Here is a 21,333-nt window from a genome sequence, read left to right as displayed (position 1 = left end):
GTGCCCGCCATGATGCCGAGCGGCCTGTTGTTGATATACCCACTTGCGCGACTGAAACTGCCGGTGCTGGCGGCCTCAAAATCGCTGAGACGTTCCCGGAAGGCCGGGGCAGCCCGCATGGATGCGGGCTGAGGGCCGTGTTTTGCATGGACGCTGCCTCGGCCCGACCCGAAGCCTGCAGGGATAAGTCGAAGGTACCGCGTAGCGGCGATTTTGCTGGCCGGAGCCCGGGGGTACAGGGGGCGGCGGCGACTGGCCGCCCCCTGTGCGCTCCCTGCGCCATGCCAGGCATAACGCAGAAGAAATATCGGGAGCGCAATCTGTCCGGACATAACACGGGAGTGCTGGCCCTGCTAAGCGCAGTGCGAGCAGGGAAATTTACGGTTGTGCCGTTATTTCTGTAGCCCTGCTAAGCGTAGCGCGAGCAGGGAAAATCCCGGATGGCGGCGCGTGGCGCCTTATCCGGGCTACAAAAGCGTCAAAACCACGCCTTAACCCCCGACGCCATGGCCCATTAACGCCAGCGCGTGGCTGACGATGGTCTGGCGGTCGACCGCCTGTAAACGCGGATCGCTGTGGATGCGCGAAAACGGCACCAGCACCAGGCTAATCACCGTGGTAAACAGCAGCTCCGGCGACAGCGCCGGGTTAATCTTGCCCTCCCGCTGCCAGCGGCGCACCGCCTCCAGCATCACCTGAAAACGCTCCTCGCCGAAGCGGGCGTCCATATGCTGACGCAGGATCGGCATCTCGCCGATGATCTCCTGCATCCACAGCGGCGCGAACCAGGCGTTTTTCTCCGCCATGTGCGCCAGCGTCTCGACCATCATCGTCAGCGCCAGCACCGGGTCCTGCGGATGGTCGACAAAGATGCGGCTGATGTGGTTGCGCAGCGGCATAAAGCGCTCTTCGATCAGCTGCGTCACCAGCGCATCCCGCGAACTGAAATAGTAATGCAGCATCGCCGGCGTCACCCCGGCCTCTTTGGCGATGGCGTTCAACGACACGCGGGCCGCGCCGTCGCGGGCAAACAGCGTCAGGGCGATGTCCATCAGCTGTTCGCGGTTGGCGGTACCCGGTTTTTTGCCGCGCGGCCGCCCCGGGCGGCGGGGGGCATCCTGATCCTTTTGTGCTGTCATGATATGGCGATCTCTTGACCCGACTCATTCTTTCACTAAATATTAATTATGCATTTAATTAATTTCAAGCGAGTGTTGTGATGACTTCTCAAGTCGCGAACCCACCGGTGCAGTCGATACGCCTGCTGTTTAGCGCCTTGCTGCTGGTGATGCTCCTCTCCGCGCTGGATCAGACCATTGTCTCCACCGCGCTGCCGACGATTGTCGGCGAACTGGGCGGGCTGGACAAGCTTTCCTGGGTGGTTACCGCCTATATCCTTAGCTCCACCATCGCGGTGCCGCTGTACGGTAAATTCGGCGATCTGTTCGGCCGCAAAATCGTGCTGCAGGTGGCGATTGGGCTGTTTCTTGTCGGCTCCGCCCTCTGCGGGCTGGCGCAGAACATGACCCAGCTGGTGCTGATGCGCGGCCTGCAGGGGCTCGGCGGCGGCGGCCTGATGGTCATCAGCATGGCGGCGGTGGCCGACGTCATCCCGCCCGCCAGCCGTGGCCGCTATCAGGGGCTGTTCGGCGGCGTTTTTGGCCTGGCGACGGTGATCGGCCCGCTGATCGGCGGCTTTTTGGTGCAGCACGCCTCCTGGCGCTGGATCTTCTACATCAACCTGCCGCTGGGCCTCTTCGCGCTGCTGGTGATCGGCGTGGTATTCCACAGCAGCAATAAACGCAGCCAGCATGAGATTGACTGGCTGGGGGCGATTTACCTCAGCATGGCGCTGCTGTGCATCATTCTGTTTACCTCGGAAGGGGGCAGCGTTCATGCGTGGAATGACCCGCAGCTGTGGTGCATTCTGGCCTTCGGCATCGTGGGGGTCATCGGTTTTATCTACGAAGAGCGAATGGCCGCCGAGCCGATTATTCCGCTGTCGCTGTTCCGCAACCGCAGCTTCCTGCTGTGCAGTCTGATCGGCTTCGTTATCGGCATGTCGCTGTTTGGATCAGTCACCTTCCTGCCGCTCTATCTGCAGGTGGTGAAGGAGGCGACCCCCACCGAGGCCGGGCTGCAGCTGATCCCCCTGATGGGCGGCCTGCTGCTGACCTCGATTATCAGCGGGCGGATTATCAGCCGTACCGGTAAATATCGCCTGTTTCCGATCCTCGGTACCCTGCTTGGCGTGACCGGCATGGTGCTGCTGACCCGGATCACCATTCACTCACCGCTGTGGCAGCTGTACCTGTTTACCGGCGTGCTGGGGGCCGGTCTGGGGCTGGTGATGCAGGTGCTGGTCCTGGCGGTACAGAACGCGATGCCGGCGAAGCTTTACGGCGTCGCCACCTCCGGCGTGACCCTGTTCCGCTCGATCGGCGGCTCCATCGGCGTGGCGCTGTTTGGCGCGGTGTTCACGCACGTGCTGCAGAGCAACCTGCAAAAGCGGTTGCCGGAAGGCGCGGTACTGCCGCCGGGAATGAATCCGGTGGCGGTGCAGCACCTGCCCGCGGATATCCGCCTCGACTATCTCGACGCCTTCGGCGCGGCGATCCACGCGGCGTTCCTCATGGCGGCCTGCATTATGGCGGTGGCGTTTGTCCTCTCCTGGCTGTTAAAGGAGGCGCCGCTGAAGACTGCGACGCACTAAGCGGCCCCGGCGATGCGCAGCAGCGCCTGACGCAGCGCCGGCGCGGCAAAATCGATAAATTTTCGCAGCTTAAGCGGCGCCAGGTCCCGGGCGGTATACAGCAAATGGACCGGCGCCGGCTCCGGCTCGACGCGCTCCAGCAGCAGACGGAGCTCACCCTGTCGCAGGCCGTCCAGCGCCTGATAGTGCAGTAAGCGAGCTACGCCCACCCCCAGCCGCGCGGCATCGGCAGCGCTCTCCGGCGTGGTGACCGATAACGCCGGCGGCAGGTTAATCAACTGGTCCTCGCGCTCAGCGGCGCGAAAGCGCCAGCCGCGATAGGGCATCGGCGATTCAATGCGGATGATCGGCAGCGCCGCCAGATCGCGCGGCCGCTGCGGCTCGCCGTATTTCGCCAGCAGCGCCGGATGGGCGCAGGCCACGATGCGCATCCTGCCGAGGCGGGTGGCCACCATGCTGCTGTCCGCCAGGTCGCCTATCCGCACCGCCAGATCGATATGGTCGCCCACCAGGTCGGCGTTACGATCGCTGAGCAGCAAACGGACGTGAATCTGCGGGTAACGGGCGATAAATTCAGCGATCACCGGGAGAACGTGCTGGCGTCCAAACATTGTCGGCGCAGAGATCACCAGCTCGCCTTTCGGTTCCTGATACTCGCCCGTCGCCTGGCGTTCGGCGTTTTCCACCTCCTCAAGGATCCGCCGCGCGGCAGCGACATAATCGACCCCGGCGTCGGTGAGCGTCAGTTTGCGGGTGGTCCGCGCCAGCAGGCGCACCCCCAGCGCGTTCTCCAGCTCGCCGATATGGCGGCTGACGGTGGTCAACGGCATATTCAGCGCCCGCGCCGCCGCCGACATACTCCCCAGCTCGGTCACTTTCACCAGCAGCGCCATCGCGCTTAATCGATCCATTATTCTCCCGATTTTTGGAAAGATGATTGCCACGAAACCAGTATTATCATTTTTCGCAGTACAGTCCATGATGGCGCCAGACAACAGGAGGCGCTATGGCAGCAACCTTTCTCGATATCGCCATCACCCCGGACGTGATGGATGTGCAGCATGAAATGGGCAGCGACCAGCTGTGGCAAACGCCGCGCAGCCGACGCCAGGCCGACCGCTTCGGCGACAGCGAAGCGGGGATGATCGCCACCCGCGACAGCTTTTATCTGGCGACGGTGTCGCAGAGCGGCTGGCCCTACATTCAGCATCGCGGCGGCCCGCCGGGGTTTCTGCATCTGCTGGATGATACCACCCTGGCGATGGCGGATTTCGGCGGCAACCGTCAGTACATCACCACCGGCAACCTGCGCGGCAGCGACCGGGCCTGCCTGTTTTTGATGGATTATCCGCGCCGTGCCAGGCTGAAAATCTACGCCACCGTCGAGGTCGTGGCGGCAGAGAACCACCCGCCGCTGCTGGCGCAGGTGGCGCCGGCCAACTATCGCGCCCGCATCGAGCGCCTGTTTCTTTTTCATCTGCAGGCGTTTGACTGGAACTGCCCGCAGCACATTACGCCGCGCTACAGCGCGCAGCAGGTGGCGGAGTACAGCCAGAACCTGCAGCAACGTATTCATGACCTGGAGCAGGAGAATCAGCGCCTGCAGCAGCAATTAGCCCGCAGAGGAGAGTCAGCATGACTGAACAACGTCCCCCGTTACCGCCGTTTACCCGCGACAGCGCTATTCAGAAGGTCCGCGCCGCGGAAGATGGCTGGAACAGCCGCGATGCCGAAAAGGTCGCTCTGGCCTACACCATGGACAGCGAATGGCGCAACCGCAGCGAGTTTGTCCATGGCAGGGGGCAAATTGTCGAATTCCTGCAGCGAAAATGGCGTAAGGAGCAGCAATATCGGCTGATTAAGGAGCTGTGGGCATGGCAGGAAAATCGCATCGCCGTGCGCTTCGCCTATGAGTGGTGCGACGACAGCGGCAACTGGTTTCGCTCGTACGGCAATGAAAACTGGGAGTTTGATCAGCACGGGCTGATGCAGACGCGCTACGCCTGCATCAACGACCTGCCGATCGCCGAAAGCGAGCGCCTGTTCCACTGGCCCCAGGGGCGTCGCCCGGACGATCATCCGGGGCTCAGCGACCTGGGGCTGTAAAACCGGCGCTGCGCGACGGATTAATCGGCTTTCGGGAAGTCGACCACCGTGTCGTTAACCCGGTTCACCATATTGGTAAACAGGATCGCGCTGATGGCGCTGATAATCTCAATCACCTGCTGGTCGCTAAAACCGGCGTTGCGCAGCGCGGCGACGTCGGCTGCCGGCAGCGTGCCGGTGGTGGTCACCAGCGTCTGCGCAAATTTCACCAGCGCATCAAGCTGTGCCTCTTCCGCATACTCCCCGCGGCGCAGGGCGTGGATCTGTTCGCTGCTGAAGCCGGCTTTTTTCGCCATCAGCGTATGTGCGGCCAGGCAGTAGTCACAGCCGGTGGCTTCGCTGACCGACAGGTTAATGGCTTCCAGCTGTTGGGCGCTGAGGCTGCCTTTATGTAGCATCGCATTGTGCGCCAGCGCCTGCTGCAGCGCGGCCGGCGAGTGGCCGCCGATGGTCAGGTAGGCATTCGGCACTTTGCCCATCGCTTTTTTGATCCCGGCGAAAATATCGGCGGCTTTGCCGGTGGCGTCTTGTTCACGGATATCAGCTAAACGGCTCATGGTTAACTCCTGTTGTTTTCGAGGGTGTGTGTTGGCATTGGGGTCATCTTAGGCGGTTGCCGCATGCTAGACTGGCGGTCTTCGTCTCACCTTTTTGTCTTATCGTCTCAGGAGAAGCATGGACAGTCTCAGTCATCTGCTGGCGCTGCTGGCGCCGCGCTGCGAAGTGAACCTGCACTGTCGCTTCGGCGGCCGCTGGCAGGCCGGGCACCAGCAAATGCGCAGCGGCGTGGTGCCATGGCACGTGGTGCTGCGCGGCGAGGGGCGGCTCAACGTCGGCGGCCAGACCCATCACCTGCGCGCGGGAGATGTGGTCCTCCTGCCGCACGGTTCGCCGCACCTGATGGAGAGCCTGGTGGAGTGGGGCCAGGTGCTGCCGGTGGCGCATCGTTTTAACGGCACGGTGACGGAAATGCGCGCCGGCCCGGCGGAGGGGGCGCTGGAGATGCTGTGCGGCGAATTCTATTTTGGTCCGCACGTCAGCTGGCTGTTCACTGAGGCATCGACGCTGATCCATCTCCATACCGATGCGCGCGAAGACTGCCCGGAGCTGCAGCCGTTGCTTAACATACTGGTCCGCGAAAGTCTGGCGCAGCGTCCCGGCGGCAGCGCTATCGTGCGCAGCCTCGGCGATACGCTGCTGGTGCTGCTGCTGCGCATGCTGCTTGGCGAGCAGCAGCCGCCAGGCGGGCTGCTGCGTCTGATGAGCGATGAGCGCCTGATGCCGGCGGTGCTGGCGGTGATGGCGACCCCGGAGCAGCCGTGGACGCTGGAAACCATGGCCGCCCGCGCCTTTCTGTCGCGGGCCACCTTTGCCCGCCATTTTGCCCGCGTTTATCACCTGACGCCGCAGGCGTGGCTGTCGCAGCTGCGAATGGCGCTGGCCGCCCGGCTGCTGCGCCTGGAGCGTCAGACCAACCTCGAGGTCATTGCCGAACGCTGCGGCTTTCAGTCGCTGGCGTCCTTCTCGAAGCGCTTCAAAATGCGCTATGGCGTGACGCCGGGCGAGTGGCGACGGGGCTAGCGCTTCGCGCCTGGCGAAGATGATTTTATTTCCGGTTGCGTGGTTTGCTGTTTATTACCCCACCCGAAAGTCGCTATAGTTTTGCACGAAAAAAACAACGACAGTCAGGACGGACAGGGTGAAGAGGATGAGATTACGTTTACGTGCCGCCGCCGCGGTAATGCTGGCGGGTCTGGCGCTGGTCGGCTGCGACCAAAAGGGTAATGAAGCGAAGCACATTAAGGTCGGCGTGATTAACGGCGCTGAACAGGATGTGGCGGAAGTGGCGAAGAAAGTGGCCAAAGAGAAGTATGGTCTGGAGGTTGAGCTGGTGGGGTTCAGCGGCTCGCTGTTGCCTAACGAATCGACCAACGCCGGGGATCTGGACGCCAACGTCTTCCAGCATCGGCCTTTCCTTGAGCAGGACAACAAAGCGCATAACTACCATCTGGTGGCGGTAGGCAATACCTTCGTCTTCCCGATGGCCGGCTATTCGCGCAAGATAAAGTCAGTCGCCGAACTGAAAGACGGCGCGACGATCGCTATCCCCAACGATCCGACCAACCTCGGGCGGGCGCTGCTGCTGCTGCAAAAAGAGAAGCTGATAACCCTCAAAGCCGGTACCGGCCTGCTGCCGACGGCGGTGGATATCACCGACAACCCGCATCATCTGAAAATTATGGAGCTGGAAGGGGCGCAACTGCCGCGCGTACTCGACGATCCTAAAGTCGACGTGGCCATCATCAGCACCACCTACCTGCAGCAAACCGGGCTGTCGCCGGTTCGCGATGGCATCTTTATCGAAGATAAAAACTCGCCCTACGTGAACATCATCGTGACCCGTGAAGACAATAAAGACGCGGAAAACGTGAAAGAGTTTATGCAGTCGTACCAGACGCCGGAGGTGGCGAAGGCGGCAGAGACTATTTTCAACGGCGGCGCGGTGCCGGGCTGGTAAGCCAACTTACAGGGAGAGGCGCGTATGGTACGCCAACGGCAGGCCGATCTGCTGCTGATTGCCGCGACGGTGATTGCCGCCTGCGGCTGGATTTTTTCCCGCGAGGCGATCGCCGGCATGCCGGTATTCGCGTTCCTTGGGCTGCGCTTTTTCTTCGCCGCGCTGCTGCTGCTGCCGTTTTGCCGCGGGTTTCGCCCGCAAAAGCAGCACTGGCCAAAGCTCATCATCAGCGGGCTATGGTTTGCGCTCAACCTCTGCCTGTGGATCTACTCGGTCTCCACGACGGCGTCGCTCGGCGAAGGGGCGTTTATCATGAGCCTGTCGATGATGTTCGTCCCGCTGACCGCGTGGGTGATGATGAAGGTGCGTCCGCCGCGGGCCTGGTGGGAGTGCCTGCCGATCGCGGTGGTGGGCCTGGGCCTGCTCAGCCTGCACATGCCGATAGTCTTCCATCCCAGCCAGGGCTGGTTTTTGCTGACGGCGCTGGTGCAGTCCATCTGGTTCTGTTACACCAGCCGCTGCGCGCGCGAAGTACCGCTGATCCCCCTGACCACCGTGCAGCTGGCGATCACTGGTATCGTCGGGTTGACCCTCTCCGCTGCCGTTGAACGCTGGGACCAGCCGATGACCCTGCCGACCTTCGGCTGGCTGGTGGCCAGCATTGTCATCGCCACCAGCCTGCGCTTCGGTCTGCAGATGAAGGGGCAGAAGTACGCGGCGGTGGCCAGCGCGGCGATCATTATGGTGCTCGAACCGCTGCTGACGGTCATTGCCGCCGCGCTGTGGTATGGCGAACAGCTGCCGCTGCAGAAGATTATCGGCGGCGTGCTGATCCTGGTTGCCCAGCTGTGGTTCCGCTGGCGGATGCTTAAGCCGTAGCCTGCCCGGTGCGCGGTTGCGCCATCAATTGCAGCAGCGGCACCAGCGACAGCCCGTCCGGCATTTCGCCGCGGGCGATCAGCTGGTTTATCTCCTCAAAGGTAAACCAGCCGGTTTCCATCACTTCATCCTGATCCGCATCCATCCCCACCCAGCGTAAACCGGTGGCCAGCCAGGTGATAAACAGCTGGTCGCTGCTGCCGTAGGAGGGGTTGAAGCGCATGATCTCCTCGACGCGTTGCGCCTGCCAGCCGGTCTCTTCCCGCAGCTCGCGCAGCGCGGCCGCCGCCGGATCTTCCCCTTCGTCAACGCCGCCTGACGGAATGGCCCACACCACCTTGTCGATCAGGTAGCGGTAGTGGCGAATCAGCAGCACTTTGTCATCCTGGATAGCTACAATCCCCACCGCCGGGCGCGGATAGTGAATGGCGTAAAAGTCGCGGCGCTCGCCGGGGGCGATATCAATACCCACCTTGCGCATGCTGAACCACGGCGTCTCGGCGATGACCTGCGGGTCGTGCATATCGGCGGCGGTCAGTTTTTTCTTCATCCTGCCACTCCTGTCAAAAATGGAGCCTTCAGAACAACATAGCCGGAGGCGGATAGCAATCGCCGCAGGTTGGCCCGATTTCATCGATCCTTGCCCAAATGCCCCTATTGCGCCAGGCTGGTACTCAGTACGATGTTCGTCAAATCACCCCCCTGAGGAACGCCAACATGAACATCACCCATATCCGTAACGCGACCCAGATTATTGAATACGCCGGGAAAAAGTTTCTGATCGATCCGATGCTGGCGGACAAGGGCGCCTGGCCGGGTTTTCCGGGCACCGCGCGCAGCGAGCTGCGCAACCCGCTGGTGGCGCTGCCTTTTTCCCGCGATAAAATCATCGACGTTGACGCGGTGATCGTCACCCATACCCATGACGATCACTGGGACGAGGCGGCGATCGCCGCGATCCCGAAAACCCTGCCGGTGTTCGTCCAGCACGAAGCCGACAGCGCGTTGCTGCGCAGCCAGGGTTTCCAGGATATCCGCCTGCTGACGGCAGACAGCGAATTTGCCGGCGTGCGCCTGCTGAAAACCACCTCCGGCCAGCACGGCAGCGATCGCACCTACGCGGTGCCGGCGATGGCCGAACGCCTGGGCGAGGCCTGCGGCGTGCTGTTTCGCCATCCGCAGGAGAAGACGCTGTGGCTGGTGGGGGATACCATCTGGCGTGATGAAATTGCAGCCGACCTGCTGAAGCTGCGCCCGGACGTGGTGGTCCTCAACGCCGGCTACGCCCACGTCATCGGCTTTGGCCCGATTATCATGGGCAAAGAAGATCTCCTGAACGTACACTTCACCCTGCCGGAAGCGAAAATCATGGCGATTCACCTGGAAGCGGTCAACCACTGCCTGGTGAGCCGGGAAGAGATGCGCCAGTATGCGCTGGATAATCAGATAGCCGAGGTAGTGTGTATCCCGCAGGATGGGGAAACCGTGGTTTATTAACGTGCGCAAGGGGAAGGAACGATGAAACTCACCGACGTGGCGATTGTTGCCGTAGAGGGCTTTAGCCCGTTTCATTACGCCGTTCCCTGCATGCTGTTTGGCGATTCGGTCTCTGAAAGCAAACGCTTTAACCTGCACATTTGCGCCGAGCGGCCGGGGCTACTGCGCGCCCGCGACGGCTTTGCGCTGTACGCCAGCGGCGATTACGCCGTGCTGGAACAGGCGGATATCGTGGTGGTGCCTTACTGGGGCGAGGTTGACCGCCGCCCGCCGCAGGCGCTGCTTGATAGCCTGGTGCGGGCCCGGAATAACGGCGCGGAAATCGTCGGTCTGTGCCTCGGCGCGTTCGTCCTGGGCTACGCCGGGCTGCTGGACGGGAAACGCGCGGCGACCCACTGGGAGTTTGAGCAGGATTTTCAGCGCCGGTTTCCGCAGGTGCGGCTGGATATCAACGCCCTGTACGTCGACGACCAGCGGATCATTACTTCGGCGGGCACCGCGGCGGCGCTGGACTGTTGCCTCTACATCATCCGCCAGCGTTTCGGCAGCCTCGCGGCCAACCAGATCGCCCGGCGGCTGATTGTTTCGCCGCACCGTGAGGGCGGCCAGGCGCAGTTCATCGCCCAGCCGGTGCCGAAAAACACCCGCGATGCGCGAATCAACTGCCTGCTGGATTATCTGCAGCAGCATATTGCCGAGCCGCATAATCTCGATTCGCTGGCCCGGGTGGTAGCGATGAGCCGCCGCAGCCTGACCCGCCACTTCGCCCGGGCGACCGGGATGAGCATTACCGACTGGCTGACCGCCGAACGCCTGCGCCGCAGCCAGAGCCTGCTTGAGGCGGGCGATCTGCCGGTTGAGCAGGTGGCGGAGGCGGTGGGTTATCTCTCTGCCGTCACCTGGCGTCAGCAGTTTAAGGCGCGCTTTGGCGTCAGTCCGACCGAATGGCGGCGCACCTTTCGCCGCGGCGCTTAGCCGGCGAGGGTCGCGCTGTCGATCACGAAGCGGTATTTCACGTCACCCTTGACCATTCTTTCCCAGGCTTCGTTGATCTCCTCGCCGCGGATCAGTTCGATATCGGCGACGATGCCGTGTTCAGCGCAGAAGTCGAGCATCTCCTGAGTTTCCGCGATCCCGCCAATCATCGACCCGGCAATCGACCGGCGGCGGATGATCAGATTGAACACTTCCGGCGACGGATGCGGCGTGGCCGGAGCGCCCACCAGCGTCATGGTGCCATCGCGCTTCAGCAGCGTGGTGAAGGCATCGAGATTATGCGGCGCCGCCACGGTGTTGAGGATGAAATCGAAGCTTTTGACGTGGGCCGCCATTTCGTCTTCGTTACGCGACACCACCACCTCATCGGCGCCCAGCGCTCTGGCCGCATTACGCTTGGATTCGGAGGTGGTAAAGGCCACCACGTGAGCCCCCATGGCGTGGGCCAACTTGATTCCCATATGCCCAAGGCCGCCAATGCCGACCACGCCGACTTTTTTACCCGGCCCGGCGTGCCAGTGGCGCAGCGGCGAGTACGTCGTGATCCCGGCGCACAGCAGCGGCGCGACGGCGGCCAGCTGCGCTTCGGGATGGGTTATCCGCAGCACGTAGTGTTCTTTAACCACGATCTGCTGTGAATAGCCGCCCAGGGTGTGGCCCGGCGCGTCCTGGGTCGGTCCGTTGTAGGTCAGCACCATATGGTCGCAGTAGTTCTCCTGCCCCTCAGCGCACTCCTCGCACTGTTGACAGCTATCGACCATGCAGCCGACGCCCACCAGATCGCCGACGGCGTAGCGCGAGACAGCGTCGCCGACCGCGGTGACCCGGCCCACAATTTCATGCCCCGGCACGCAGGGATAGAGCGTTCCCGCCCATTCCGATCGCGCCTGGTGGAGATCGGAGTGGCAGACGCCGCAGTAGGCGATGGCGATCTGCACATCCTGCGGCCCCGGTTCGCGGCGGGTGATGGCCATTGATTCCAGCGGCTGGCTGGCGGAGTAGGTACCTATAGCGTTGATCAGCATAGCGAAACCTCTTGATCGAATAGAGCGGGAGATGGATGCGGGTGGTCAGTGGCATCGATAAGGGTAGCCTGGACTGGGAGAGATGCGAGGGGGAAAGCGGCATCAGGCACGGCGTAAGCGAGCGAGTCGCCGGAGTCGCAATTTATAAGACAGGTTTATCATTTAAGCGGCTAAACCGTATAAATATTTACGAAAATTATTGTTTTTTAGTGATGTAACATCGAGGTAAACCGCTTATGCCGATAATAATGCTTACACTCTTTTTATTATGGAAACGACTTGGTTTTTATTCATGATTGCGCGTGTTGATACTATTACCGCTGAAAATCATGCCCTTCAACCTGACTTAATGACACAACACGATGTCGAAACCTGACGCCAACGGCCAGAATTCCCGGTCATTACCCTCTTTTTTTTATGGACGACGAACAAAACCGTTACCTGCGGTGGAATCCTTATTATCCGCGTTCCGGCCTGTCAGCACCCCTTTTGAACTGGCGCAGTCAAACTATTACCATTTTCCCTTGGCCCAAAGCGAATCCGGCTTCATTCTCCTCGAAGAAGGCGTGGCTTCAGTTTGCTTTGCGGAAAATCAACTGGTGATATCGACGATCCTCGCCCCGGCAATATTGGGATTAATTGATAATTATGGCGTGTTTAACGGGCTCCCGGATAAACGCCACTGTTCTCTGTTTGCTGAGACGGATTTAAGCGGGCGCTGGATAGCGCATCAGGCCGCGGTCAATATCCTGAATGAGAAAAACCTGTGGCAGGAGATGGCCCATATCCTGACGCAGCGGTTGATGGTGTTGAGCATGCGCGAGCGGGAGCTGCTGGGGGTGGACTCTTACCAGATGGTGCGCATCCTGTTAATGGAACTGGCGGTCTATTCGGAGACGTACCGTAGACAGATCAATGTATTAAGGTTTATCCAGCGGCGTACCAACCTGTCGCGTAGCCGCATTATGTCGATTCTGTCGGAGCTGCGCAAAGGCGGTTATATTATTATCCACCGCGGGGTGTTGATGACTATCGCCCAACCGCTTCCCGCCAATTTTTGAGCCTGGCAGGCGAAGGGCGTGATTTGTCGCCCCCCACCTGCTGGTCCGCTTAGGGCTCAATCGCCGTCAGGTAGTCCAGCCGCAGCGGCTCAGCCAGCAGACGCTCCATCTGCATAACAAACGCCTGAAAATAGGGCATCTCTACATGCGCATCAAGGGCGTCCTGCCCACGCCACGCTTCGCGCATGTAGAAAGTGTCCGGCGCGTCGCGCAGCTGGAACAGCGCGTAGTCGAGATTGCCCGGCTCCTGTCTCGTCGGCAGGAGCAGCTTCTGCAGGGCCTGGCGCAGCGCGTCCGTTTGGCCTGGTTTCGCCTTGAGCACGGCGAGCAGGGTTATCATCTTAAAATCCCTCCAGCACAATCTTGCCCACCGCGCGTCCGGTTTCCAGCTGGCGATGCGCTTGCTGCAGATTGTCGGCAGTGATGGCGCCGTAGTGTTCGCCGAGGGTGGTTTTGATTGTGTGGTTGTCGATCAGGGCCGCCACGCGGGTCAGCAGCTGATGCTGGGCGATCATGTCATCCGTCTCAAACATTGAGCGGGTGAACATAAATTCCCAGTGCAGGGAGAGGCTTTTGGCTTTCAGCGGCACCACGTCCAGGGTCTCCGGATCATCAATCAGCGCCAGCTTGCCCTGCGGGGCGAGGGCGTCAATCAGCGCGTTGAAGTGCTGGTCGGTGTTGGTCAGGCTGGCGACATGGGTCACCGCGTTGATGCCGATACGCGCCAGCTCGTCGGCGAGCGGCTTGCTGTGATCGATAACATGGTGCGCGCCCGCCTCGCGGACCCACCGTTGACTCTCCGGACGCGAGGCGGTGCCGATCACCGTCATGGCGGTCAGTTTGCTGGCCAGCTGGGTCAGGATCGAGCCCACGCCGCCCGCCGCGCCGACGATCAGCAGCGTGTCGCCCGCGTTACCGCCTTCCGTGACGCCGAGACGGTGAAACAGCAGCTCCCAGGCGGTGATCGCCGTCAGCGGCAGCGCGGCGGCGGAGGCGTTATCGAGGGTGCGCGGTTTGTGCGCCACCAGGCGCTCATCCACCAGCTGATATTCACTGTTGCTGCCGGCCCGGCCCAGGGCGCCGGCGTACCAGACCTCATCGCCTGGCGCGAACAGCGTCACTTCCTCGCCGACGGACTGCACCACGCCAACGGCGTCCCAGCCCAGCACCCGCGGCGTGTCGCCCTGGAAGCCGGCGCGCACTTTGGTGTCTACCGGATTGACCGAGACCGCCTTCACGGCAACCAGCAGGTCACGCCCGTGGGCGGAGGGGACCGGCAGGTCGATCTCGGTTAAAAAAGGGATATTGTCGCCGTCAGCGGCGGCTTGAGTAATGGCGATAGCTTTCATAACTGCTCCGGTCTGTGAATCGGGTGAATAAAGCGATGACGCGATAGTAGACCGGTGCCGGGAGGGGAAAAACGGGTTAACGGCAATAACAGTTATATGCAGAAAGTGAAAATCAGCCCACCTGATAGAAATCGAGCATCACCCCATCCTGAGTACGCCCGCCAGCGCAGATAAACAGCGAGGTGGTTAGCCAGCTGAGCGCGGGGGTATCCACCTCGAAGGTGGGGACGGTGCGAAAATAGATATCTTCCGGCGGAATAGTGCTAAAAAAGCGCATATCGTCGGCGAACAGTTGGTCATGATAGTGGGCCGGCACCCGGCGGATACCGTTGTTTTCCACGTACACCGTCCCTTCCTCCACCTGCAGGGCATAGCGGGCGGATAGCCTGCATGTGCCGTCGGGCCCGATAATCTGGCTATCGACGCCGCCGGGCAGCACGTGGCCGCGCAGTTGACCCGAGACGCTGCCGCCGAGAATCGGGATCAGCTGGCGCTTGCCGGTCTGCGGACTGCGGGAGACTATCACCGGTTTGTCAACCTGGATGGTAATGGAAAAACAGTGTCTCAGTTCGGGGGTCATCATGGCTCTCCTGTTTCGGTTGGCAACGACACGCGGCCTTTGCGTCAGTGTAACGGGTTTGCAGGATACAAAATAACGCAGGGTTTGAATGAAAATGATTGGCTGAGATGATGGGTTTTGCGACTCAGTTTGGTTGGGCGTGGCTGTGGGCGAGCAGAGGCAAACTGGCGGAAGATCACAGGAGTTGAACCTGCCCGGGACCGCTGGCGGCCCCAACTGGATTTGAAGTCCAGCCACCTCACCGGAGATGACGATCTTCCGCGCCTCGATTGCTACATGGAGGCGGGGCGCATTATAGCTACTTTCAGCCGTTTACCACATACCTGAACGCACTTTTTTACTGTTAAAACTGGACTTTGCAGAACAGTCTGAGACAAATCCGTTCAAAATCCATGAGTTACACTTTTTCATACTCTTTTCAGGCTAACGCGATCGCAAAATACATGAAACATATTCTGATAATGACCTAATTCATCTTCCTGCGGCAAAGGCTGATAAAAAATGTAACCGGTACCCATCTGTGGTGCCGCCAAGGGAATTGTGCCCATATGAAAGATCCTGTTTTGTCCGTCAAAGAGAAAATTGGCTACGGCATCATGGGCGACGGCGCCACCCTCCCCATTATTCTCGCCTTGTTCACCCTCATTTCGGCGGAGAGGGTTTTTTTATTCCATTTTTGTACAAAAAGTAACATTCATTTCAGTCTGGTGACTCAGGCCGCAGACGCTATTCCTGAACGGTGATAGCGTATGCTGCCGCTGAGAGGAGCCCGCCATGGACTTAGAAAATATCTTTCGTGACGTGAAGCTAAGCAAAACGGAAATGACCGTGCTGCGCTTTATCCAGAACGACCCGGAGCTGTGTATCCGCCAGGGGATCCGCGCCGTGGCGGAGCAGTGCTACAGTAACCCCTCCTCGCTGGTGCGGTTGGCGAAAAAGCTTAAGTTCAGCGGCTGGCTGGAGCTGGTCTATTTCATCAAGTTCAATATCACCATGCCGAAGCTCGATGTCACCAACGATATCGACTATATGAGCATTCAGCCGGCGGAGGCGCTGACGCCGCTGCTGGCAAGCCTCGCGCAGCAGCGCGTCCTGATCCACGGCAGCGGCTTTTCGCAGCTGATTGCCCAGTATATTTATAACAAGTTTCTCGTCACTGGGGTGAATGCCAGCCTGGCGCTGTGGCCGGATTACGAAATCCTTGAGCAGAAAAACGCCGCTCGCTTCGACTCCATCTGGATCATTTCTAAATCCGGGCGCAGCAGCTCGGCGCTCAACTGGGTGAAGGCCATGGAGGGGAAGGAGATCAACCTGGTCTGCTTTACCGGTGATTATCAGAGCCCGCTGGCGCAGGCTGCGGATACGGCGTTTATCATTCACGATCCGCAGAAGTTCGACGATGATATTTACTGGAGCAACCCGTTTTTCGGCTACTGCATCCTAGGCTTTGAGCGGCTACTGAAGATGTGGTTTACCCGCGCACCTGGCAATAGGTAGCTCCGCTAAGCGCAGTGCCGCCGGGCAATATATCAGGCGCCGCGCCGCCATGTTGCCGGGTGGCGGCTGCGCCTTACCCGGCCTACGCCTCCAGGTCCGGTCAGTGATTTACCGCCAGGCGGCGAACTGCTTATCGTCGAGATAAGCTTCGACCAGGGTTTTCGCCAGCGACCAGGAACCGATCAGCGGGTGCGCCATCAGCGCCCGCACCGCCAGCGACTTATCCTGCTGCAGGATCGCCGCTACCGCCAGCCGCTCATACTCTTTCACGCAGGAAATCATATTCTTCTGCGCCGTCGGCACCTTCGTCGGCGTGACCGGCCTGAGGCCCTCCCGGCTCAGGTCGCAGCTGATCTCAATCACGTCGTCAGGGCGCAAAAAGTCGAGCGTGCCATTATTCTGGATCGACACCACGATCCGCTTGGTGGTGGTGCTGTTCACCGCTTCCAGAATATCCAGCGCCACCCCGGCATAGCCGCCGGTGTCCGGCTCTTCGATAAACTGCCGCAGCGTCAGCGGCTCGCGGGTATGAAATTTCTCCTGCCGGGATTCGTTCTGCATATAGCTGTTTTCCCGGCGCAGGTAGTGCTGCATCCAGATATTGAAGGCGGCTTCCGGCTGCGTTCTGGCATCCACGGTGCGCAGCGCCTGGCGCATCTCCTGATTGATACGGGCGATCTGCTCCCCGCGCGTTTCGCCGGCCCCCTGAATCGCCTTCAGCGCCTCGTCGCGATAGTAGTAATAATAGAGATATTCGTTGAGTAACTGGTTATCGCACAGCCGCACCAGCTCGGGTGAGAAGTACTGCATCGCGGTCTTCTGGTACAGCGCCGGGCTGGCGATCAGCCGCTCGGTCACCGCTTCCCCGCGCACGGTGAAGTGGGTAAACCAGGAGAAATGGTTCAGCCCATAGCATTCCACGCTCAGGTCGCGCTCCTCACAGCCGAGGATCGCCGGCAGTTCACGAATCAGCTCGGAAGGCGCATCGCAGATCCCATAGACCCGACGCTTAAAGCCGGACTTGACGATCGCTTCCGTCACCAGGCCTGACGGGTTGGTAAAGTTAAACAGAATGGCGTCTTCGGCGGCATGGGCTTCGATCAGCCGGCAATAGTCGAGGATCGCCGGGATCGAGCGCATGGCCATCGCGAAGCCGCCGGCGCCGGTAGTCTCCTGGCCGAGGGTGTTATGCTGCAGCGCAATGCGCTCGTCGCGAATGCGGCTTTCATCGCCGCCGACCCGCAGGGTGGTAATAATATAATTGGCGTTTTGCAGCGCCGCGACCGGGTCGGTGGTGGTCGTGAAATGAATATCCGGGCGAATGGTCGTAAATACATAGCGGGCAATTTCGCCGAATATCGCCAGATTATCCGCAGAGTTATCGAGAAAAACCACCTCCGTTAAACCAATGCGGTGAGCATTATATGCCAGAGATTTCGCTAAAAATGCAGAGCGAACGCCGCCCCCGCCTAATACGGTTAATTTCATACAAACTCCTCATTAATTTTCTGCTAACCAGTTATCAACCCGGGAACGTACCTGTCCCACTTTTACGCCATAAATAACCTGAACTTCATTACGATTGCGCACCACGCCGTTGGCGCCGGTATTTTTTAATTGCGCGTCATCAACTTGCGCCATATCGCGCACGGCTACGCGCAGACGAGTAAAACAATTATCGACGGAGAGAATATTCTCCTTGCCCCCGAGGCCGCGGATAATGTCATCGGTAACCGACTGCGGCTGTGCGACTTTCTGGCGGTACTCCGCTTTGCTGTAGAGCTTCACGCTCTCGTCATCTTCCCGGCCCGGCGTTTTCAGATTCAGCTTCACCACCAGGGTGCGGAAAATCACGTAGTAGACGGCGAACTGGCCGATCCCGATAAGGACATATCCCGGCCAGCGCGTTAAGGAGACCGGCAGCGGCAGGTTATAGATCAGAAATTCGATCAGGCCCGATGCGCCCCAGGGGCGTACGGTGAAGAGGTCGCAAATGGCCTGCGAGGCGGCGGTTAACGTCGCATGGATCACCCACAGCAGCGGCGAGACAAACAAAAAGGTGAACTCAATCGGCTCGGTGATGCCGGTCAGCATGGAGGTGATAATCGCCGGCAGCAGAATCGCCTTAGCCATGACTTTTTTCTCCGGCTTCGCGGTGTGGTAGAACGCCAGCGAGGCGCCGGCGAGGCCGAAGATAGTGGTCATCCCTTGCTGTGAGAAGCGTAGGGCCTCATTCATCACCGGGGTCAGATCCGGGTGGCGCATATAGGCGAGGAAAATGGCCTGGGTACCCGAGACCACCTGGCCGTCCACGTTCAGGGTGCCGCCAATCTGGGTGAGCTGGAAGGGGGACCAGACAAAATGGTGCAGGCCGGTCGGGATAAGAAATTTTTCAAAGAAACCATAGACGAAGACCCCGGCGACCCCGGCATTTTTCATAAAGCCGGTGAGGGCGGAGATGCCGTGGGTCATAAACGGCCAAATCCAGGTAAAGGCGATGGCGTAGAAGATAACCACCGGCGTCATCGCCACCAGCGTCAGCTTGGCGCCGCCGTACATCGACAGCGCGCCGGGCAGGTCAATGGTAGAGACTTTATTGTGCACCCACGCGATGGTGCAGCCGAGAATAATGCCAAGGAAAACGCCCATATCCACCACCACAAAGCCCAGCAGCTGGGTTTGCCCGGTGCCATAATATTCACCGTTAATTTTTTCGGCGAGTCCGTGAGTGTGTTCCAGCCAGGAGTGGTTGGCGCCAAGAAACATAATGAAGCACATCACCGCAACCAGCGCGACTTCGTTTTTTTTATCTTTTGCCAGACCATAGCTAATGCCGACGCAAAATAATAAGCCGAGGTTGCCAAATAAAGGCCAAAAGGTGTCGCCGAGCATCTGCCCAAGCTGGTGCAGGAAACTGGTTTCAGCAATTAATGTCGGATTAGTTAATACTGAACTGAGGGCCAGAATTAAGCCAATGACCGGCAAGAACAATACGGCGCCGATCATGGCCCGGGAGAATTTTTGCATATTCTCCAGAATACGCTGACGTATTTCAGGCATGATTGATCCTTTTATATTTTTGTAGGGACAGGGAGCGGTTTTTTATCGACTTCCAGTATTTTGGTTATAGCAACTCTGATATTTGAAGGGAACCAGTAGCGGTAAATAGGCACAGATAGCCGCTTATTGCACACAGGTTTCAGAATGCCTGCAGACCCTCTCCCTGACAGGGAGAGGGCGTAGCCAGAGCGGCGTTTTTGCTGAGAAGCCTTTCCTCTCCCGTGGGGGAGAGGGTGATGGGATATCGCTATGGCGTGACGGGAGCGGGCGCTGGCGCGGCGGGGGCGGTATTGACCTCGCCGTTGCGCATCGTTTGCGCCACCTGCTGTTTCTCCATGTTCACGGCGCTAAGCTGTGCGTTGACCGTCGGCTTGAGCGGGGCATCGGCCTGCACGCTGCCGCTGGCGGTCAGCTGGAGATTGCCATCCCCGCTGATGGGGAGCGAAGGCCAGCCCCAGGCCTGCAGAATATTCAGCGGCACGCCGCGGCCGTTCAAGCTCAGATTGACCTGGCGCTGCGGCAGCTGGGATACCGCGGCGGTGGCCTGCAGAATACCGCGCTCGGTGAACGCGCTGAGCTCAGTGATATTGAGCGTCGACGCCGTGGCGCTCAGCTTGAGTGAAGGGCGGCGCACGTCAATTCGGTTAAAAGTCGCCGCCGCGGCGTTCAGCGTCGCGCTACCGTTCCACACCCCCCAGCTGCCGTTTTTCACCAGCTGAAGCTCGCCGCCATAGCCATCGAGAGCGGTAATTTGCCATGGGAAGGCAGGGTCCACATCGATGATCAGGTTGCGGCTGGCGCTGAATTTTTTCAGCGTCAGGCTTTGCAGCCAGGCCGGCAGCGGCGTCATCCACAGCGGCTTCCAGTTCGCCGGCAGCGTGTACTCCAGCCCGGCGAAGGCGGTGTCGTCGAGCACCAGCGCGTTACCGGCGCGCAGCCAGTTGCCGGAGGTTCGCACCATGCCGCCCTCCCAGCGCGAGGAGAACTGGCGCAGGGCAATACCCTGGGGTGAAAATTCGGCATTCACGATCGGGTCGAAAAAGTGCAGCGAGCCGTAGATAAATTCGTTGGCATTCATCGACAGCGTGCCGTCCTGGCTCTGCCAGCCGCCGTGACTGAGCGTCAGGTTGCGCAGGTTCAGGTCGAGGTCGGTTACCGCCCAGTCCGGCCCCTGCAGGCGGGCGTCGGTGATATCCAGGCGGCCAATCTGCAGAGAGGGGACCGTGGTTAACGGCGCGAAAAAGTTGGCCAGCGAGGCGGCGCTCTGCAGTCGGATCTCATTTAGCTGAAGATTATCCACCAGCCAGCTGCCGTCGGCGCTGCGTTTCGCATTGCCGGTTAAGGTGCCGCGGGCGACATCGGCGCCGAGGGTGGAGAGGGTGACTTCGCCCTGATCAATCTTGCCCTGAATCAGGACGTTGCTGGCTTCGACGCCGTTGAGCGTCATTGAACCCGCGCTCATCTGGATCTGCGCCGTTTTCCCCAGCACATTGCCTGCCTCCGGCGCCCATGGGCTGACGCCGCCGGTGACGCGCTGCGCGCTGAGCGCCCAGCCGGTTTCCGGACTATTGAAAGCCATATTGCGCAACATCAGCCGGTCGGCAGCGAACGGCAGGTCGGCAGAGTGGGGGGACAGATTCAGGGTGCCGTCGTTAAGGACAATCTCATCCGCATGCAGCGGGTCGCTAAACTGGCGGGTGCTGAAACCAATATCGACCGTTTTCGCCACCAGGGTTGCCGGCTTGCCTTCCCGGCCAAAGGTGACGTTTTGCAACTGCACATGCAGAGGGGAGGAGAAATCATGATCCATCGCATCGAAGGAGACCTGCCAGCCGGTGCCATTGCTGAGCCAGGCGCTGGCCTGGCGGGCGCCCCAGTGGGTTTGCAGCAGGAACCACGCGCCAACCATGACGAGCAGTAGAGCGACTAGCAGCCAGAGAATCAGCTTTCCAAGAAATTTCATGGTCTTCCATTCTGTGAGATGCACATAACCGTGTTATGCCCGATTTAGGCGCACTTCTCAAGGCAGGCGTGGTTTATTTCCGTGACGGA

Annotated in this window: 22 protein-coding genes and 1 tRNA gene; 11 read left to right on the top strand and 12 right to left on the bottom strand. The window is 60.1% G+C overall.

Annotation, left to right across the window (positions count from 1 at the left end; all coding sequences use genetic code 11):
- Window positions 1-491: 491 nt before the first annotated feature.
- The gene (locus ACLH1U_RS18835) at window positions 492-1,139 is read right to left on the bottom strand and encodes a TetR/AcrR family transcriptional regulator (RefSeq protein WP_032454396.1); all 648 of its coding nucleotides are present in this window, start codon (window positions 1,137-1,139) and stop codon (window positions 492-494) included.
- An 80-nt stretch (window positions 1,140-1,219) separates the two neighbouring features.
- Here ACLH1U_RS18835 and ACLH1U_RS18830 point away from each other — a divergent pair, with 80 nt between their 5' ends.
- Window positions 1,220-2,713 (top strand): MDR family MFS transporter, encoded by a 1,494-nt coding sequence (locus ACLH1U_RS18830; RefSeq protein WP_285203397.1) that lies wholly within the window; start codon window positions 1,220-1,222, stop codon window positions 2,711-2,713.
- Here the strand turns inward: ACLH1U_RS18830 and ACLH1U_RS18825 are convergent.
- Window positions 2,710-3,624: a LysR substrate-binding domain-containing protein gene (locus tag ACLH1U_RS18825; RefSeq protein WP_023291405.1), complete on the bottom strand. Its 915-nt coding sequence runs from the start codon at window positions 3,622-3,624 to the stop codon at window positions 2,710-2,712. The genes ACLH1U_RS18830 and ACLH1U_RS18825 overlap by 4 nt on opposite strands.
- 95 nt (window positions 3,625-3,719) lie before the next feature.
- On the opposite strand from ACLH1U_RS18825, the gene ACLH1U_RS18820 reads away from it, so the two are divergent.
- Both ACLH1U_RS18820 and ACLH1U_RS18815 read left to right on the top strand, forming a co-directional pair.
- Complete coding sequence (locus ACLH1U_RS18820; RefSeq protein ID WP_044525067.1) at window positions 3,720-4,352, top strand: pyridoxamine 5'-phosphate oxidase family protein; 633 nt, start codon at window positions 3,720-3,722, stop codon at window positions 4,350-4,352.
- Window positions 4,349-4,819, top strand: a complete 471-nt coding sequence (locus ACLH1U_RS18815; protein ID WP_023291403.1) for a DUF1348 family protein — start codon at window positions 4,349-4,351, stop codon at window positions 4,817-4,819. The genes ACLH1U_RS18820 and ACLH1U_RS18815 overlap by 4 nt, the downstream gene beginning before the upstream one ends.
- A 20-nt stretch (window positions 4,820-4,839) precedes the next feature.
- On the opposite strand, the gene ACLH1U_RS18810 is transcribed toward ACLH1U_RS18815, so the two are convergent.
- Entirely contained in the window at window positions 4,840-5,376 is a 537-nt protein-coding gene (locus ACLH1U_RS18810; protein ID WP_023291402.1) for a carboxymuconolactone decarboxylase family protein, read from the bottom strand.
- 118 nt (window positions 5,377-5,494) lie between these two features.
- Here ACLH1U_RS18810 and ACLH1U_RS18805 point away from each other — a divergent pair, with 118 nt between their 5' ends.
- The 3 genes from ACLH1U_RS18805 (at window position 5,495) to ACLH1U_RS18795 (ending at window position 8,216) form a co-directional block, all read left to right on the top strand.
- Window positions 5,495-6,400: an AraC family transcriptional regulator gene (locus ACLH1U_RS18805; protein ID WP_023291401.1), complete on the top strand. Its 906-nt coding sequence runs from the start codon at window positions 5,495-5,497 to the stop codon at window positions 6,398-6,400.
- A gap of 127 nt (window positions 6,401-6,527) precedes the next feature.
- The gene (gene nlpA, locus ACLH1U_RS18800; protein ID WP_032454390.1) at window positions 6,528-7,337 is read left to right on the top strand and encodes a lipoprotein NlpA; all 810 of its coding nucleotides are present in this window, start codon (window positions 6,528-6,530) and stop codon (window positions 7,335-7,337) included.
- A gap of 24 nt (window positions 7,338-7,361) precedes the next feature.
- Window positions 7,362-8,216, top strand: coding sequence for a DMT family transporter (locus ACLH1U_RS18795; protein WP_023291399.1), 855 nt, complete (start codon window positions 7,362-7,364; stop codon window positions 8,214-8,216).
- On the opposite strand, the gene ACLH1U_RS18790 is transcribed toward ACLH1U_RS18795, so the two are convergent.
- Window positions 8,206-8,766: an NUDIX hydrolase gene (locus ACLH1U_RS18790; RefSeq protein ID WP_023291398.1), complete on the bottom strand. Its 561-nt coding sequence runs from the start codon at window positions 8,764-8,766 to the stop codon at window positions 8,206-8,208. The two genes, ACLH1U_RS18795 and ACLH1U_RS18790, sit on opposite strands and share 11 nt — an antisense overlap.
- 167 nt (window positions 8,767-8,933) lie before the next feature.
- Here ACLH1U_RS18790 and ACLH1U_RS18785 point away from each other — a divergent pair, with 167 nt between their 5' ends.
- Both ACLH1U_RS18785 and ACLH1U_RS18780 read left to right on the top strand, forming a co-directional pair.
- Entirely contained in the window at window positions 8,934-9,713 is a 780-nt protein-coding gene (locus ACLH1U_RS18785; protein WP_060589897.1) for an MBL fold metallo-hydrolase, read from the top strand.
- A gap of 21 nt (window positions 9,714-9,734) precedes the next feature.
- Window positions 9,735-10,688 (top strand): GlxA family transcriptional regulator, encoded by a 954-nt coding sequence (locus ACLH1U_RS18780; RefSeq protein WP_023291396.1) that lies wholly within the window; start codon window positions 9,735-9,737, stop codon window positions 10,686-10,688.
- Here the strand turns inward: ACLH1U_RS18780 and ACLH1U_RS18775 are convergent.
- Window positions 10,685-11,734, bottom strand: coding sequence for an NAD(P)-dependent alcohol dehydrogenase (locus ACLH1U_RS18775; RefSeq protein WP_334080247.1), 1,050 nt, complete (start codon window positions 11,732-11,734; stop codon window positions 10,685-10,687). The two genes, ACLH1U_RS18780 and ACLH1U_RS18775, sit on opposite strands and share 4 nt — an antisense overlap.
- Before the next feature lie 362 nt (window positions 11,735-12,096).
- Here ACLH1U_RS18775 and ACLH1U_RS18770 point away from each other — a divergent pair, with 362 nt between their 5' ends.
- Entirely contained in the window at window positions 12,097-12,795 is a 699-nt protein-coding gene (locus ACLH1U_RS18770; RefSeq protein WP_032454387.1) for a winged helix-turn-helix transcriptional regulator, read from the top strand.
- A gap of 49 nt (window positions 12,796-12,844) precedes the next feature.
- On the opposite strand, the gene ACLH1U_RS18765 is transcribed toward ACLH1U_RS18770, so the two are convergent.
- The 4 genes from ACLH1U_RS18765 to ACLH1U_RS18750 form a co-directional block, all read right to left on the bottom strand.
- On the bottom strand, window positions 12,845-13,135 hold the full coding sequence (locus ACLH1U_RS18765; protein WP_032454386.1) for a putative quinol monooxygenase: 291 nt from the start codon (window positions 13,133-13,135) through the stop codon (window positions 12,845-12,847).
- A 1-nt stretch (window position 13,136) separates the two neighbouring features.
- Window positions 13,137-14,144: a zinc-binding alcohol dehydrogenase family protein gene (locus ACLH1U_RS18760; protein WP_105491082.1), complete on the bottom strand. Its 1,008-nt coding sequence runs from the start codon at window positions 14,142-14,144 to the stop codon at window positions 13,137-13,139.
- Between the two features lie 112 nt (window positions 14,145-14,256).
- A complete protein-coding gene (locus ACLH1U_RS18755) occupies window positions 14,257-14,724 on the bottom strand; it encodes a DUF3237 domain-containing protein (protein ID WP_032454383.1) in 468 nt (155 codons plus the stop codon).
- Window positions 14,725-14,889: 165 nt separating this feature from the next.
- Window positions 14,890-14,984 (bottom strand) — tRNA-Sec (locus ACLH1U_RS18750).
- A gap of 288 nt (window positions 14,985-15,272) precedes the next feature.
- On the opposite strand from ACLH1U_RS18750, the gene ACLH1U_RS18745 reads away from it, so the two are divergent.
- Together ACLH1U_RS18745 and ACLH1U_RS18740 are read left to right on the top strand one after the other, a co-directional pair.
- Window positions 15,273-15,467, top strand: coding sequence for a hypothetical protein (locus ACLH1U_RS18745; protein ID WP_032454379.1), 195 nt, complete (start codon window positions 15,273-15,275; stop codon window positions 15,465-15,467).
- Window positions 15,468-15,498: 31 nt separating this feature from the next.
- Window positions 15,499-16,221, top strand: a complete 723-nt coding sequence (locus ACLH1U_RS18740) for a MurR/RpiR family transcriptional regulator (RefSeq protein WP_023291388.1) — start codon at window positions 15,499-15,501, stop codon at window positions 16,219-16,221.
- Window positions 16,222-16,329: 108 nt separating this feature from the next.
- Here ACLH1U_RS18740 and ACLH1U_RS18735 read toward each other — a convergent pair whose 3' ends face one another.
- The 3 genes from ACLH1U_RS18735 to ACLH1U_RS18725 form a co-directional block, all read right to left on the bottom strand.
- Window positions 16,330-17,709 (bottom strand): glycoside hydrolase, encoded by a 1,380-nt coding sequence (locus tag ACLH1U_RS18735; RefSeq protein WP_032454377.1) that lies wholly within the window; start codon window positions 17,707-17,709, stop codon window positions 16,330-16,332.
- 12 nt (window positions 17,710-17,721) lie between these two features.
- The gene (locus tag ACLH1U_RS18730) at window positions 17,722-19,281 is read right to left on the bottom strand and encodes a PTS transporter subunit EIIC (RefSeq protein ID WP_236947796.1); all 1,560 of its coding nucleotides are present in this window, start codon (window positions 19,279-19,281) and stop codon (window positions 17,722-17,724) included.
- Between the two features lie 247 nt (window positions 19,282-19,528).
- Window positions 19,529-21,244 carry an AsmA family protein gene (locus ACLH1U_RS18725; protein WP_117132872.1) on the bottom strand — a complete coding sequence of 572 codons (1,716 nt, stop codon included), beginning with the start codon at window positions 21,242-21,244 and terminating at the stop codon, window positions 19,529-19,531.
- Between the last annotated feature and the right edge of the window lie 89 nt (window positions 21,245-21,333).

Origin of the sequence: Klebsiella sp. 1SOBk5mer, assembly GCF_046603115.1 — a bacterium.
Taxonomy (GTDB): domain Bacteria; phylum Pseudomonadota; class Gammaproteobacteria; order Enterobacterales; family Enterobacteriaceae; genus Klebsiella; species Klebsiella quasipneumoniae.
Note: the sequence above shows the minus strand (reverse complement) of the source record. Positions and strands in the feature narration are given on the sequence as shown.

Excerpts from the sequence above, each read along its gene's own strand:
- nlpA (WP_032454390.1), top strand. The coding sequence starts at position 6,528 with ATGAGATTACGTTTACGTGCCGCCGCCGCGGTAATGCTGGCGGGTCTG.
- ACLH1U_RS18775 (WP_334080247.1), bottom strand. The coding sequence starts at position 11,734 with ATGCTGATCAACGCTATAGGTACCTACTCCGCCAGCCAGCCGCTGGAA.
- ACLH1U_RS18825 (WP_023291405.1), bottom strand. The coding sequence starts at position 3,624 with ATGGATCGATTAAGCGCGATGGCGCTGCTGGTGAAAGTGACCGAGCTG.
- ACLH1U_RS18815 (WP_023291403.1), top strand. The coding sequence starts at position 4,349 with ATGACTGAACAACGTCCCCCGTTACCGCCGTTTACCCGCGACAGCGCT.
- ACLH1U_RS18820 (WP_044525067.1), top strand. The coding sequence starts at position 3,720 with ATGGCAGCAACCTTTCTCGATATCGCCATCACCCCGGACGTGATGGAT.
- ACLH1U_RS18755 (WP_032454383.1), bottom strand. The coding sequence starts at position 14,724 with ATGACCCCCGAACTGAGACACTGTTTTTCCATTACCATCCAGGTTGAC.
- ACLH1U_RS18730 (WP_236947796.1), bottom strand. The coding sequence starts at position 19,281 with ATGCCTGAAATACGTCAGCGTATTCTGGAGAATATGCAAAAATTCTCC.
- ACLH1U_RS18770 (WP_032454387.1), top strand. The coding sequence starts at position 12,097 with ATGTCGAAACCTGACGCCAACGGCCAGAATTCCCGGTCATTACCCTCT.
- ACLH1U_RS18740 (WP_023291388.1), top strand. The coding sequence starts at position 15,499 with ATGGACTTAGAAAATATCTTTCGTGACGTGAAGCTAAGCAAAACGGAA.
- ACLH1U_RS18765 (WP_032454386.1), bottom strand. The coding sequence starts at position 13,135 with ATGATAACCCTGCTCGCCGTGCTCAAGGCGAAACCAGGCCAAACGGAC.
- ACLH1U_RS18805 (WP_023291401.1), top strand. The coding sequence starts at position 5,495 with ATGGACAGTCTCAGTCATCTGCTGGCGCTGCTGGCGCCGCGCTGCGAA.
- ACLH1U_RS18830 (WP_285203397.1), top strand. The coding sequence starts at position 1,220 with ATGACTTCTCAAGTCGCGAACCCACCGGTGCAGTCGATACGCCTGCTG.
- ACLH1U_RS18785 (WP_060589897.1), top strand. The coding sequence starts at position 8,934 with ATGAACATCACCCATATCCGTAACGCGACCCAGATTATTGAATACGCC.
- ACLH1U_RS18780 (WP_023291396.1), top strand. The coding sequence starts at position 9,735 with ATGAAACTCACCGACGTGGCGATTGTTGCCGTAGAGGGCTTTAGCCCG.
- ACLH1U_RS18795 (WP_023291399.1), top strand. The coding sequence starts at position 7,362 with ATGGTACGCCAACGGCAGGCCGATCTGCTGCTGATTGCCGCGACGGTG.
- ACLH1U_RS18810 (WP_023291402.1), bottom strand. The coding sequence starts at position 5,376 with ATGAGCCGTTTAGCTGATATCCGTGAACAAGACGCCACCGGCAAAGCC.
- ACLH1U_RS18835 (WP_032454396.1), bottom strand. The coding sequence starts at position 1,139 with ATGACAGCACAAAAGGATCAGGATGCCCCCCGCCGCCCGGGGCGGCCG.
- ACLH1U_RS18725 (WP_117132872.1), bottom strand. The coding sequence starts at position 21,244 with ATGAAATTTCTTGGAAAGCTGATTCTCTGGCTGCTAGTCGCTCTACTG.
- ACLH1U_RS18735 (WP_032454377.1), bottom strand. The coding sequence starts at position 17,709 with ATGAAATTAACCGTATTAGGCGGGGGCGGCGTTCGCTCTGCATTTTTA.
- ACLH1U_RS18745 (WP_032454379.1), top strand. The coding sequence starts at position 15,273 with ATGAAAGATCCTGTTTTGTCCGTCAAAGAGAAAATTGGCTACGGCATC.
- ACLH1U_RS18760 (WP_105491082.1), bottom strand. The coding sequence starts at position 14,144 with ATGAAAGCTATCGCCATTACTCAAGCCGCCGCTGACGGCGACAATATC.
- ACLH1U_RS18790 (WP_023291398.1), bottom strand. The coding sequence starts at position 8,766 with ATGAAGAAAAAACTGACCGCCGCCGATATGCACGACCCGCAGGTCATC.